We start from the raw sequence: 13,723 nt of genomic DNA, 5'->3' as shown, positions 1-13,723 counted from the left end.
CCACCAGCGAAGGGTCCCGACGCCATGACCGCAACCGTTCCCAGCGACGCCCCGATATCCGGACCCGACGCGGAAGGCCGCGTCGGGCTCGCGCCCGGCGCGGCCGGCTCCGACAGCCGCTTCGTCAACGACGACCTGCTGCCCGTACCGGTGGAAGGGCGGCGCTGGACCACGTACAACTTCGCGGCCCTGTGGGTCGGCATGGCCCACAACATCCCGTCGTGGATGCTCGCCTCGGGCCTCGTCGCCCTCGGCATGGACTGGAAACAGGCCGTCTTCACGATCGCGCTGGCCAATGTGATCGTGCTGCTGCCGATGCTGCTCACGGGCCATGCGGGCCCCAAGTACGGCATCCCCTTCCCGGTGCTCGCACGCGCCTCCTTCGGACTGCGCGGGGCCAACCTGCCCGCGCTGATCCGGGCCGCCGTCGCGTGCGCCTGGTTCGGCATCCAGACCTGGATCGGCGGCCAGGGCATCTTCATCCTGCTCGGGAAGATCTTCGGCGGGTGGGCGGAGGCGTCGCGGATCGGCGGCCAGCCGTGGACGCTGTGGGTCTGCTTCGTACTCTTCTGGGCGCTCGAACTGGCCATCATCTACCGGGGCATGGAAACCCTGCGGCGCTTCGAGAACTGGGCGGCGCCGTTCGTCATCGTCGGCGCGGTGGTGCTGCTGGTCTGGATCACGGTGAAGGCGGGCGGCGTGGGCCCGCTGCTCGACCAGCCCTCGAAACTGGGCTGGGGGAGTGACTTCTGGCCCGTCTTCTTCCCGTCGCTGATGGGCATGATCGCCTTTTGGTCGACCTTGAGTTTGAACATCCCCGACTTCACCCGGTTCGCGGCCGGTCAACGGGCCCAGATCTGGGGCCAGTCGCTGGGCCTGCCGACCACGATGACCCTGTTCGCGCTGCTGTCGGTCTTCGTGACCTCGGGCTCCCAGGCGGTGTACGGCGTACCCCTCTGGGACCCGGTCGCGCTCGCCGCGAAGACGGACAACGTCTTCGGGTTGCTGTTCGCCCTGGTGACCGTGCTGATCGCGACGATCTCGGTGAACCTGGCGGCGAACGTCGTCTCACCGGCCTACGACCTGGCCAACGTGGCGCCGAAGATCATCAACTTCCGTACGGGCGCGCTCATTACAGGCGTGGTGGGCGTCCTGATCATGCCGTGGAAGCTCACCGCCACCCCCGAGCTGTACATCTTCACCTGGCTGGGGGTGGTGGGCGGCCTGCTCGGCACGGTCGCGGGCATCCTGATCGCCGACTACTGGATCATCCGCCGTACCGTGCTCGAACTGGCCGACCTGTACCGGCCCGAGGGCCGCTACTGGTACACGGCGGGCTGGAACTGGCGGGCGGTGGCGGCCTTCGCGGTGGGAGGCGTCCTGGCGGTGGGCGGCTCGCACTCGGCACCGGGGAAGGGCCCGTTCCCGGAGGACGGCCTGATCCCGTTCCTGAAGCCGCTCGCCGATTACGGGTGGGCGGTGGGTCTGGGGTGTGCGCTGGTGCTGTACGTGGGGTTGATGCGGATGGGGGCGGGGAGCGGGCGAGGGGCTAGGCGCGTGCGTTCGTCTTGTGGACGGACTTGATCGTGCACTTCCCTATCAGGGTCTCCATGTCATTGGCGTAGCTCAGGGCCGTGGCATGGACGCGGCCGGTCTCGGTCTTTCCCGGGGCCAGGTTCCTGACCGAGTACTGGGCGGTGGCAAGGACTGTCCCGTCCGACTTCTTCACGAACTCGAGGGTGCCGTTGTAGTTCGCGTACTGACGGGAATTGCCGTTGGTGATGCGGTACGTGAAGAGGACGTCGCCCTCGGTCGCGGAGTCCCGCCTGATCTGGCAGCGGTCGAGCCAGAAGTCCTCCTTGGCCTCGGTCGTGGTCCCGCGGCTCGAGTCGCTGTCCCGGCTCCCGCTGACGCCCGAGGGCTTGCGGGGGGTCGACGAGGAGCCGGGGCTTGAGCTGCCGCTGCTGCTGGTGTCGCCCGAGCTGTACCCGCCGCTCGAGCTGTACCCGTCGTCCGAGCCGAACCCGCCGCTCGACGAGCTGGAGCTGGAGCTGCTGCTCTTGTTGTCGTCGCAGCCACCACCACTGTCACCGCCGCGGCGGGCTCCGGTCAGGGCAACCAGGACCACGGCGACTACGGCTACGGAACGGACATGGCGAAGCTTCATGTTTTCAACCCCCGTTGAAAGGTGTCGGGATGCGCAGCGGAATGCGTCCGAATGCGAAGGGGAGTTCCCTCAAGGGCCTGAACCACCTTGACGGGCGCACGACACCTTAACAGCGGCCTCCGAGCACTTCGAATCAGCGGCCCACCCCGCCCACCGGGGCCTTCGTGCTCACAGGGTTTCCTCGATGCGCTCGACGGCGAGGATCGCGCCGTACGCGATCAGGTGGACCGTGCAGTGGTCGGAGTGCTGAGGGGTCTTCCAGGCCTGCACGTCCTCGGCAGTGATCCGGTTCGGGGCGAGGGCGGCCAGCAGGGCGAGACGGGCGCCCGCGCTCGGGGCCTCCGGCAGGGACGGATGCGTCGTGATGCCGTCCCAGTCGGCCACCACCTTCCGTACAAACGCCTGATCGCTGTCGGAGAGCAGTCCCGCGCCCATCGCTCCGGCCTCGCGCAGCGCTCCGTACGCTGCACCGATGGGTGATCCCACTGCCCACTCGGGCTCCTCCAGCTCCGCCGGCCGGGGGACGCTGTTGTCGGGGCTGGGGCTGGGGCTGAACTTGCGGCGCATCTCGGCGACCTCCTGCCGCGATGTGTCCACGACGGGGAGGCTGGTGCCGGGCCTCAGCTCACGGGCGATCGTGTCCGAGAGGCGGCGGCCCGCCGCGCTCTCCAGGAAGCGCGCCTTCTGCGCCTCGTCGGTCATGGAGTTGTCGGAGAGCAGCGCCGACGCGATGCGGTTGATGAAGTGGAAGGCGAGGGCCGTACCGATGAACTCGGCGGCCTGCTCCGGCGGGAAGGGGCGCTCGGTGGACGGCACACCGATCGCCCGGCCCCACGCCAGCAGCCGCGCCTGCGCCGAATCGGCCGGCTCTTCGCCGCGCCCGATCGTCTCCGCGAGGGCGTGGTCGCCGCCCGCGTACAGCAGCATGGTGTGTGCGTTGATGCAGAACTCGCACTCGTTCGCCAGTGACACCCCCGTGGCCACCAGCTCTTTTGCCGTGCGGGACGTCTGGCCCGCCAGCAGGGACTCGCGCATCAGTGCCCAGGTGGCGGTCAGCACCGGGGGAGCGGACGACAGCACGGTGAACGTCGCCGGGGCCTGGATGCCGAAGTCGGTGTCCAGTTGGGCGTAGACATCGGCGACGACTCCGGTCGCGGACTTGGCGGGTACGGGTGAGGTGAAGCGGAAAGGTCCAGTCATGCTGACGATGCTCGCCCGCGGGCCGGGTCCCCGTCGTCGTACATCCGGAGGCATTCCCGGCTGCGCCCGGCATACGGCGTCGCGCCGGGACTACTTCCCCGGAAGTAGCGTGAAAGCCGTCTGCGGGGAGGAGGCGCGGGGTGGGAGCGGCGTCTAGGGTGCGGTTCATGCGCGGGGATCAGCGGGATCGGCATGCCTGGCGAACGGGGCTCATCGACAAGGGACTTGCGGCCGTCATCGGCGGCGCGGTCCTCCTCGCGGGCTTCACCACGTCGGGGCCGGGGCCCGGTACCGCCGACGTGGTCCTGGTCATGGCAGGGTCGCTGGCGCTCGCCGTGCACCGCCGCGCCCCCGTCCCGGTGCTGGTTTTCACCGCGGCCTGCATGCTCGGTTACGTCGTACACGCGAATCCGGGGACTTCGGCGGCGTTCCCGGTGGTCGCCGGCGTGCACGCGGTGACCCGGGCAGGGCACCGGGCGGCGGCGGTCGGCGTGAGCGTCGTCTTCCTCGTGGGGTTCTTTTTCGCGAGCACGTCCGGGGACGGGTTCGAACGCACGCTGCTGCTGCACGGCTGGTTCATCTGCGCCGGGGTGACCGGGCTCATCGACAAGAACTGGCAGGCGTATCTGCGTCAGACCGAAGAGCGCGCCGCCGAGGCGGAACGCACCCGCGAAGAGGCCGCGCTGCGCCGGGCGGGGGAGGAGCGGCTGCGGATCGCGCGCGAACTTCACGACTCGCTCACCCACTCCATCTCGATCGTCAAGCTCCAGGCGGGAGTTGCCGTCCACCTGGCGCGCAAACGGGGCGAGGAGGTGCCGGAGGCGCTGCTCGCGATCCAGGAGGCGAGCGGCGAGGCCATGCGCGAGCTGCGGGCGACGCTCGACGTGCTGCGCACCGACGTCGTACCACCCGGCAGCGGCCTCGACAGGCTCGGCGAACTCGTCGAGCGGGCCTGTGCGGCCGGACTCGCCGCCTCGGTGACCGTCGCGGGTGAGGAACGTCAGCTGCCGACAGACGTCGACAGGGCGGCGTACCGCATCGTCCAGGAGGCACTCACCAATGTCGCCCGGCACGCGGGCCGGGCCAAGACCTCCGTCCAACTCACCTACGCGGGCGATCACTTCGCCGTACGAATAGACGACGAGGGCACGGACGCAACAGCCGGCCCGACCACCCCCGGCACCGGCCTGACCGGCATGCGCGAGCGCGTCGCGGCCCTCGGCGGTGTCCTGCACGCCGCCCCGCGCCCCGACGGCGGCTTCACCGTACGGGCCGAACTCCCCCTGGACGCTTCATGATCCGCGTACTGATCGTCGACGACCAGGCGCTGATGCGGGCAGGCTTCCGCGCACTCATCGACGCCGAGGACGACATCGAGGTCGTCGCGGAGGCCCCCGACGGCCGTCAGGGCATCGAACTCGCCCGCCGCCACGTCCCGGACGTCGCGCTCGTCGACATACAGATGCCGGTCATGACCGGCATCGAAACCACCCGCCACATCGCCGAAGACCCCGCGCTGGCCGGGGTGCATGTCGTCATCCTCACCAACTACGGCCTCGACGAGTACGTCTTCGACGCCCTGCGTGCCGGGGCCGCCGGTTTCCTCCTCAAGGACACCGAACCGGCCGACCTGCTCCAGGCCATCCGCATCGCGGCCCGCGGCGACGCCCTCCTCTCGCCGTCCGTCACCCGCCGCCTCATCACCGAATTCGTCGCCCGCCCACCGGACCGCCACACCGCCCCCGGCTTCGAGACCCTCACCCGGCGCGAATGCGAGGTCGTCGCGCTCGTCGCGCACGGCCTGACGAACGAGGAGATCGCCGACCACATGGTGATCAGCCCGTTCACTGCCAAGACCCACGTCAGCCGCGCGATGATCAAGCTGGGCGCCCGCGACCGTGCCCAACTGGTCGTATTCGCCTACGAGTCGGGGCTCGTCGCACCGGGACCGGGTAGAAACGGTCCGCCTCGCGGAGCCCATTGCTAACCTCGTGTACATCGAATCTGCGGGGGAGGTGTGGATGCGGCTGGTCTTCGTGCACGGGATAGGCGGCCCCCGTGAGTGCGACCGCGAACTCGCCGACTGGAAAAGGGCTTTGGCCGCCGGAATGAGCGTGGGCGGCCACACCCGGATGGCCCGCGAACTGGAGCGGCCCGGTGGCGCGGTGGAGTGCGTTTTCGCGTACTACGGCGACCTCTTCCGGCGCCCGCAGGCGCAGGGCGCGGGGTCCGGTCCGCTCGACGACGAGGAGGCCCGGATCCTCGTCGACCTGCTGGCCGAGCTGGTCGACGTACTGGCGGCGGAACACGAGCAGAACGCCGGACCCACGGGCCACAAGCGCGGCGGCGACGACTACGAGGCGGGCCGCAGGCTGCTCGAACACGCGCGGGCGGAGGCCGCCCCCAGGCCGCAGGCCCAGGGCAGCATGTCGCTCGTGCGCCGCGCACTCAACGTCGCGACGACCCTCCTGTCCTGGCAGCCGTGGGGCGGGGCCGCCCAGTGGGCGGCGCCCAAGCTGATGGTCCGCGACCTCGCACAGGTCTCCCGCTACCTGGCGCGCGTCGAGCACGACAAGGCCGGCGTCGGCCTGGACCGGCGTATCCGTGCCCGGGTCACCGAGGCGGTCGGGGACGGGCCCGCCGTGGTGGTGGCGCACTCCCTGGGCACGATCGTGGCACTGGAGGCCCTGCATGAACTGCGCGCCGCCGTACCGCTGTTCGTCACGCTCGGCTCGCCGCTGGCCATGCGCACCGTCGTACGGCCGAAGCTCGTGCCGCAGCCGCCCGGCACGCCCCACGGGCTGGCGTGCTGGCTGAACTTCTGGGACCGGGACGACGTCATCGCCGTACGCCCCATCCTGGAGCGGGACTTCACGGTGAACGCGGCAGCGGTCGGCCCGGACAGCAGGCGCGTCGACTCCGACGGCATCTGGGTCCACTCGGCGGTGAAATACCTCGCCCAGCCAGGCGTCGCGGCACCCATCGCCGAGGCCCTCCCGCAGACCGGACACCACCGGGGCCGCGGATGAGAAACGCCCCACCGCGACGCCATGTGCTGGTGGTCGCACCCCAGTGCCGGTCGATGGAAAAGCTCGACCGGCTGGAGGAAGCCGCGACCGACCTGTACGACGTGCTGGCCGACGACGACCTCGGCGCGTGCCGGCCAGGGCTTCCCGACGACCGCCCGTCACTCGTGACGGGCCACAACCTGACGAGCCACGAAATCCGGGCACTGATCGAGGACGCCATCGAGCACGCCGCCAAGCGCAACGCCAGTCTGTTCCTCGCGCTGCTCGGCCACGGATTCGTACCCGGGACGACGACCACGCTGTACCTCATGGGATCCGATTCGAGGGAGGACCGGACCGAACGCGCCGTAAATGTGGGCGAGTTACTGGCCGGGGCCGCGAATCACGGCGCCATTCCGAGTGTCCTCGGGATCATCGACACCTGCCACGCGGCCGGCGCGTCACCGCCCCGCGAAGACCTGGCCGCCGGCATGCGCAACGGACGCAGCCGCCTCTCGCTCCTGATGGGCTCGCTGGCCGGCGAAGAAGGCTCCGGCCTGACCTTCTCCAGAGAACTGGCCCGCGTCATACGCAAGGGCGTATCCGGCAGCGGTGCGCTGCTCGGCCTGCGCGAAGTGCGCCAGAGCGTACGCGGCCTGGTCGTCGGGCAGAACGTCAGCAGCTGGGAGCACGACGGCGACGGGCTCGCGCGGGGGTGGCTCTGGATCACCCGCAACGCCAGCCATCACCATGTGTTCCCCGGCGGCCTGTGCGGCCCCCTGGCCCGCGAAGAACTGACCGCCGCACTCGGCGCCCTCGACCCAGAGGCGTCGGCCACCGCGCTGCCCAGTGACGCGCAGTCGGCCCTGGAGTGCCAGGAACGGCTGAAGGACTTCCCCGACTCCGTGGCCCGCAGACGCGCAGAACGTGCCGTACGGAGCCTGCTCATCGCCGTACACACCGTGAAATTCATCCGCTCCTGGCTCGGCAGCGACCTGACCACCGCAAGACTGCGCCGCGCCCTGCACACCCAGCTCGCCTGGGAACGGCGCCTGCCCAGCAGCGTGCTGGAACTGTCCGAGGTCGAAGCGGTCGACCGGCTGGCCTTCGACCATCCGCGCGCCGACCCCGACTGCCGGCCCTCGGTGGCCAGGTTCGTCGCCCTGCTCGCGCAGGACGCCAGGAAGGACTTCCACGACGAGGCGCTTGCACGCTGGGCACTGCTGATCGACGCCCAGCGGGCCCTCAACGACGCCGTGGAAGACGTAACGGGCAGGCAGCGCGTACGCAGACTGAAGCTCGCCGTCAGCCTGCACTCCTCCCTCACCGGCGACTGGCCCGAGGAGGTCGGCGCCTGGCTGCTCAAGGACGGCGGGCTGCTGCACCGGGAGGACTTCCGCTGCCCCACCGTCGACCGGAACGGCACGGAGAGCGCCGTCATGGCCGCCGTACGCTGGGCCGAGACGTACGCCGCGGCGCTCGACATCAAGCTGAAGCGCATCGACGTCGCCGCACCCAGCAGACTGCTGCGCACCTGGCGCCCCGAGGAAGCGGGAGTGGCGCAGCGCCTCGGAGTGACGTACGACGTCGTCATGCACTGGAGCCGGCGGCTGACGCCGGACCTGGTGCTCCAGGAGATCGAACCCACCGTCCGCGACAAGTCGGAGGCGATCGCCGCCTGCGACGTGGGCGTCCCCGTCGACTGGCTCGCGGAGCAGGACACCGGCGAAAGACAGGTCCTGCGCGGACACCTGCGCAACGGCCGCTACGCACGCGCGATCGGACTGACGCACCACACAGGTGTCGACGACGACCTGCTGGACATGCTCCTCGCCTACACCCCCGTGCTGCTGTGGCCGCACACCGCCGCCGGTTTCCCCGAGGCGCGTCACGGAAGCCTCGAACACGACTGGCGGGACATGCCCGAAGCGCTCGTACGCGCCTACCAGTGCCGCTGGCGGGAGGAGGCCGTGAAGGACTTCGTCGACCTCCGTGCCGTCTGGGACGACCACGAGTGGCTGCGCTTCTGCCGCCTCTTCAGGACCGCGATTCTCCCCGCACAGACTCCGGATGAGGGAACCTCATGACGTGGAACGCGTACTACCGAGGAAACGGTGAGCCCGGGGAGGACGTGCGGCTGCCCGCGCCGCCTCCGTGGCGCACCTTCCCCAGGCGTTCGGCGGCCGAGGTGTTCCAGCCCCCGGAGGGCCTCGTCGACGTGGTGAATGCGGCGCTCGCCCTGCGCAGGCCCCTGCTGATCACCGGCGTACCCGGCTCCGGCAAGTCCACCGTGATCGAGCAGGTCGCGGTGGAACTGTCCCTCGGTCCCGTCCTGCGCTGGCACATCACCTCGCGCAGCACCCTGGCCGACGCGCTCTACCACTACGACGCCCTCGGCCGCATCCACGCCCAGCGGCTGCAGCAGGAGAAGGCCCGCGCGGGCGACGGAAAGCCCGCCGAGGACGACATCGCGGCCTTCCTCAGTCTCGGGCCCCTGGGGACGGCGCTGCTGCCGTCGCCCCGGCCGCGCGCCCTGCTCATCGACGAGATCGACAAGGCCGACCTCGACCTGCCCGGCGACCTTCTCGACGTCCTGGAGCGCGGCGAGTTCCGCATCCCCGAGCTGCTGCGCGAGGAGCAGCGCGCCGTCACCGTACGCATGTGGGACTCCGACGACAGCCACTTCGTCGGGGACGGCCATGTGCAGTGCACCGAGTTCCCCTTCATCGTGATGACGAGCAACGGCGAACAGGAACTGCCCGCCCCCTTCCTGCGCCGTTGCGTGCGCTACGTCATGCCCAAGCCCACCCCGGAGCTCGTCCGTGAAGTGGTGCGCAGGCACCTCCGGCTGGACGTCCCGGACAGCGGGCCGATGGCCGACTTCGTCGACGAGTTCGTACGACGCGTCGCCGGCGGCGAGTCCGTGGCCATCGACCAGCTGCTCGGCAGCCTCCATCTGCTCCACGGCCCCGAAGGCCTCGACCCGGACCAGCACGGCAAGCTGATCAGCCTCCTCATGAAGGACCTCTCCGGTGCCTGAGCACGACCCGCTGGACCGGGTCGTCGGGGCGCTGCACGGGCTCGGCATGGACATGGACACCCTGTCCATCGCCGAGGTGCTGTGGCTGGCGGCCTTCCAGGGGCGGCCGTCCGGCATCCGGGGCGAGGGGGCACGCCGGGAGGCAGCCGGTGGGCGGACCGCCGAACAGCCGGAGCACCGCCGGGAACCGGACGCCGGGCAGGACCCCGACCCGCAACGCCTGCCCCTGTACGACCCGGCCGGGCGAGGCGACACCGCCGTAAGCCCCGCATACCCGGTCTCGCTTCCGCGTGGCCGCGCCCTGCCGGGCGCCCGTGAACTGACCCGTTCGCTGCGGCCGTTGAAACGCTCCTGGCCGCAGGGGCGCCGGATGCGGCTCGACATGACCGCGACGGTCTCCGACTACGCGCGCAGCGGCGAGCTCATCCCGGCGTTCCGCCCCGCGCCGGAACGGTGGTTCGACGGCACGGTCGTCGTCGACCGTTCGGCCACCATGGCCGTATGGGGCGACACGACCGCCGAGCTGCTCAGGCTCCTGTCGCGGGCCGGGATCTTCCGCACCCTGCGGGTCTGGGACCTCAACACCCAGCACACGGCCTCCACGGCCTCCGCACTGCACGGCCCGCTCGGGCAGCGGGTCCCGGAAGGCGGCTCCCGGTCCTCCCAGCCGCGCCGGCTGACGCTCGTCGTCTCGGACTGCGCATCGGCCGCCTGGCGCGACGAACGGCTGTGGCGCCGCCTCCACGGCTGGGCCAAAGCCATGCCCACCGTCCTCGTCAACCCGCTGCCGCCGAGGACCTGGCGGACCGTAGGCCTCGACCTGCCCGCCGTACGGGTCACCTCGCCGGGGCGCCCCGGCGTACGCAACTCACGACTGCGCTTCACACCCCCGCCCCTGATGGAGGAGGCATTTCCCGCCGCCACAGCACCGGGGAAGGAGTGGCTGGCCGTGCCGGCCGTGTCGCTGTCGCCGCGCGCGGTGGGCAACTGGGCGCGCACGCTCATGCGGGCGGACCCCGCCGGTTGCGAGGCGCTGCTGCTGCCCGCTCCGGGGGTGGTCGACCGCGCGGCGGCGCAGGGGGCTCCGGCTCCGGTGGACGCGCGGACGGCGGCCGAGTCGTTCCTGTTGCGGGCCTCGCCGGCGGCCGCGCGCCTGGCCGTACTCTGCTCGCCGTACGAGGAGGTGAAGCTCCCCCTGCTCCGGCTCATCCAGCACGAACTTGTCCCGGAGGCCACGACGGCCGATCTGGCGGAGTTCGTGGTCGGTGGCCTGGTCACGTTCGCGGACAGCGGGACCGCCGGGACCGCCGGGGACGCCGCGAACGCGGGGACCGAAGGGCCGGCACTCCGCTTCCGCAGCGGCGTACGCGAGCAGCTCGAACCGCGGCTGGGCGAGCGCGACCTCTGGCGCTTCTACGACGCGCTGGAGCGGTACAGCGCCATGGACGCGGAGCCGTTGTGCACGCTCCCGGCCGTCGTGCCCGGCGTACGGGGAAGGGCCGCCGTAGCGGCGGGCCGCTCGCCCTTCGCCGAGGCGTCCCTCCAGACGCTGCGGGCGCTGGGGATGGCGGCGGAGGAGGCGCCGGTCGAGGCGGTTCAGGTGGCCGAATCCCAGGGAGCGACGGAGCAGAGGGCCGTACGGCGGCAGACGCCCGCCCCTGCCCCGCAGCCGCAGCCGGATCCCGAGCGGATCCAGCCCTTCGTCGACGGCCCGGACGGCAGGCAGTTCCGGCTTGTCGACGCACCGGCTCAGCAGCCGATCAGCGACGTCCCGGCCGACCTTGCCGCCAAGCCCGCCCCCGAGCAGCCGCCCCCCGTCGGTGCGGACAGCCCCCGGGAATCGCCGCGGCCGCCGCGCGAACCCGGACGACGGCGTGGCACGGAGCAGCGGCCGTACTTCTTCCTGAGCTACGCCCACACCCCGAGGTACGGGGCGGGCGGCCCCGACCCGGACATGTGGGTCGAGCGGCTCTTCCGGGACCTGTGCGGGCATGTGATGGCCATGACGGACCTCCCGGCCGGTACGCCTGCCGGCTTCATGGACCGGGAGATACGGTCGGGCGAGGGCTGGTCGGAGCGGATGGGCCAAGTCCTCGCTGAATGCAAGGTGTTCGTGCCGCTGTTCTCCCCGCGCTACTTCGCGAGTGAGATGTGCGGCAAGGAGTGGTTCGTCTTCGCCCAGCGGGCCATTCACCACCGGGCCAGGTCGGCACGCCCGGCGGAGGCGATCGTGCCTGCCCTCTGGGTGCCGACCCCGCCCGAACAACTTCCGGCGCCGGCGGAACGGTTGCAGTTCAATCACCGGGCGTTCGGGGACCGCTATGTCACCGACGGGCTGTACGGGCTGATCAAACTCCGGATCTTTGCCGAGGAGTACGAACGGGCCGTCTACGAACTCGCCAAGCGCATCGTCAGTGTTGCCGAGCATGCTGACCTTCCCGCCGGACAGCCCGTGGACTACCGGCAGGTTCCCAGCGCCTTCGGCAGCCCCCGCGCAGCAGGTACCCAGAAGATGCAGATCACCGTGGCGGCCCCGGGCCGCGACAGTCTGCCCGAAGGGCGCAGTCCCGACTACTACGGTGCCGGGCCGCAGGACTGGAATCCCTACCACCCGGAGTCGGCAAGGCCGTTGGCGGACACCGCGCAGGACCTGGTACGTGCGCTGAACTACCGGGTGACCGTCTCCACGCTCGGCGAGGCTCAGCCCCTCGACAAACGGCAGCCGCCGCTCACTCCGGAGATCCTGCTCGTCGACCGCTGGGCGCTGCGCGACGACGCACTGCGCGAGCGGCTCGCCGCTTTCGACGCCGAGCCGCAGCCCTGGACGAGCGTCGTCGTCCCCTGGAACCGGGCAGATCACCAGAGCAGAGCCGCCGAAGCCGAGCTGACCGAGCTGATGGAGGTGACCTTGCCGACCATGCTGAGGCAGGGCCGTGCGGCCAGCAGAGCGGCGGCCAGGGGCATTACGTCCATGGAGGCGTTCGCCCAGATCCTGCCGCAGGTCGTGGAGTCCGCCGCCCAGCAGTTTCTGCGCCATTCCGAGGTCTACCCGCCGAGCGGCGGCAGTTCGGTCGAGCGCCCGCGCCTGCGCGGTCCGGTCACAGCCGAATACGACCCCAAGGCCCACCAGAGACCGTGATCGGCTGCCACGTGCGCAGAACGGTTGCCACGACGACCGCCAGCTCCGCACCGGCGAAGCCTCCGCCGATGGACATGTCCTTCCAGCGGTCGGGTCTGAAGCGCTGCGGGTCGGGATACAGCGCCGGGGCGCGGTGCAGGGCGGTGCGGTTGTACAGCAGTTCCGTACCGGCGGGGATGCGGTACGGCCCGAGCCCCACGTCCTGGCCCGCCGTGGTCAGCAGGAACTCGTCCGGCGTGTGCAGCCGTACCACTTCCTGCACCACGCTGCGGGTGTACGGCAGGTGCTCGATCGCGCCCATGGTCAAGTCGTGCTCGTCCGATCCGAGTTGACTTTCGAGCTCGGCGACGATCCGGGACATGACGTCGCGTTGTCTCAGCAACTCGTCGAACAGCCGGGTCAAGGTGGCGGACATGGTCTCGGCGGCGCTGTGCAGCAGCGGGCCGCTCACCGTCCGGTCGACGACTTCACCGAGCGCGCGGACGGCGGCGTCGAACCGGCGGTTGACCGGCAGCGACAGGCGGGCGAGCGAGGGGCGCGGATACAGCAACCGGACGATCCGCCCCTTCACCAGGTCCGGCAGGGCACGGTGGAAGGCGGCGAAGCCTTCGTCCCTGAGCCGGGTGTCGAACAGGGCCCGGGCGACGATCTCCAGCGCCAGCCGGTTCATCTCCTCGGCGACATCGAGGACTTGCCCCCGCTGCCAGCGGTCGACGCGCTCGCGCGTCACCTTCTGGACGACCGGCACGTACGCCGCCATGCGTGCCGGGGCGAAAGCCGTCTTGAGGGTGTCCTGCGCAGGGCAGCCGTCGGCGCATGTCACCAGCAGGGCGTGCACGAGGGCGGGGTCGGTGACCACACACACCCTGCGCGTGCCCAGGTGGATCCGGACCACTCCGCCGACCGGCGACAGCGACCCGATGAACCCCACGGGATCTCGCAGCAGCGCCCGCGTGTGCCCGAGGCCGGGGATGCGTCCCGGCGCTGTGGGGGCGTCCTGCCTGCCCGTTGAGGTCGACGTGAGCACGCCATCACCTTCCCGTGTGTGTCGTCGCGACTGGTCCCGGCGGGCGAGGGAGGTGTACGTGCCGACCGCCCAGCGGCGTCCACCGCTCATAACTCTCTGTATTGCGAACGGTTACTGGGAGTGTCGAAGTGCGGTGCGGGGA

Annotated in this window: 10 protein-coding genes; 7 read left to right on the top strand and 3 right to left on the bottom strand. The window is 70.8% G+C overall.

Features of this window, described 5'->3' with window-relative positions; translation table 11 throughout:
* Nucleotides 1-24: 24 nt before the first annotated feature.
* Complete coding sequence (locus J7I98_RS24515) at nt 25-1,584, top strand: NCS1 family nucleobase:cation symporter-1 (protein WP_214925470.1); 1,560 nt, start codon at nt 25-27, stop codon at nt 1,582-1,584.
* Here J7I98_RS24515 and J7I98_RS24510 read toward each other — a convergent pair.
* Nucleotides 1,550-2,167: a hypothetical protein gene (locus J7I98_RS24510; protein ID WP_214925467.1), complete on the bottom strand. Its 618-nt coding sequence runs from the start codon at nt 2,165-2,167 to the stop codon at nt 1,550-1,552. The genes J7I98_RS24515 and J7I98_RS24510 overlap by 35 nt on opposite strands.
* A 168-nt stretch (nt 2,168-2,335) precedes the next feature.
* The gene (locus J7I98_RS24505; protein WP_214925464.1) at nt 2,336-3,367 is read right to left on the bottom strand and encodes a carboxymuconolactone decarboxylase family protein; all 1,032 of its coding nucleotides are present in this window, start codon (nt 3,365-3,367) and stop codon (nt 2,336-2,338) included.
* A gap of 167 nt (nt 3,368-3,534) precedes the next feature.
* On the opposite strand from J7I98_RS24505, the gene J7I98_RS24500 reads away from it, so the two are divergent.
* Genes J7I98_RS24500 through J7I98_RS42620 form a run of 6 tightly spaced genes read left to right on the top strand, consistent with a single transcriptional unit; the run spans nt 3,535 to nt 12,554 of the window.
* Nucleotides 3,535-4,665, top strand: coding sequence for a sensor histidine kinase (locus J7I98_RS24500; RefSeq protein ID WP_214925462.1), 1,131 nt, complete (start codon nt 3,535-3,537; stop codon nt 4,663-4,665).
* On the top strand, nt 4,662-5,354 hold the full coding sequence (locus J7I98_RS24495; RefSeq protein WP_214925461.1) for a response regulator transcription factor: 693 nt from the start codon (nt 4,662-4,664) through the stop codon (nt 5,352-5,354). The genes J7I98_RS24500 and J7I98_RS24495 overlap by 4 nt, the downstream gene beginning before the upstream one ends.
* 4 nt (nt 5,355-5,358) lie before the next feature.
* Nucleotides 5,359-6,396: a hypothetical protein gene (locus J7I98_RS24490; protein WP_308377918.1), complete on the top strand. Its 1,038-nt coding sequence runs from the start codon at nt 5,359-5,361 to the stop codon at nt 6,394-6,396.
* The gene (locus tag J7I98_RS24485) at nt 6,393-8,462 is read left to right on the top strand and encodes a caspase family protein (RefSeq protein WP_214925457.1); all 2,070 of its coding nucleotides are present in this window, start codon (nt 6,393-6,395) and stop codon (nt 8,460-8,462) included. Before J7I98_RS24490 ends, J7I98_RS24485 begins: the two co-directional genes overlap by 4 nt.
* A complete protein-coding gene (locus J7I98_RS24480) occupies nt 8,459-9,415 on the top strand; it encodes a MoxR family ATPase (RefSeq protein WP_214925453.1) in 957 nt (318 codons plus the stop codon). The genes J7I98_RS24485 and J7I98_RS24480 overlap by 4 nt, the downstream gene beginning before the upstream one ends.
* Complete coding sequence (locus J7I98_RS42620) at nt 9,408-12,554, top strand: TIR-like protein FxsC (RefSeq protein ID WP_308377917.1); 3,147 nt, start codon at nt 9,408-9,410, stop codon at nt 12,552-12,554. The genes J7I98_RS24480 and J7I98_RS42620 overlap by 8 nt, the downstream gene beginning before the upstream one ends.
* On the opposite strand, the gene J7I98_RS42615 is transcribed toward J7I98_RS42620, so the two are convergent.
* Entirely contained in the window at nt 12,514-13,581 is a 1,068-nt protein-coding gene (locus J7I98_RS42615) for a cytochrome P450 (protein WP_214925452.1), read from the bottom strand. The genes J7I98_RS42620 and J7I98_RS42615 overlap by 41 nt on opposite strands.
* Nucleotides 13,582-13,723: the final 142 nt, after the last annotated feature.

The organism is Streptomyces sp. ISL-98 (assembly GCF_018614055.1).
GTDB classification, from domain to species: domain Bacteria; phylum Actinomycetota; class Actinomycetes; order Streptomycetales; family Streptomycetaceae; genus Streptomyces; species Streptomyces spiramyceticus.
The sequence above is the reverse complement of the archived record's forward strand: the minus strand, read 5'-3'. Positions and strand labels throughout refer to the sequence as shown.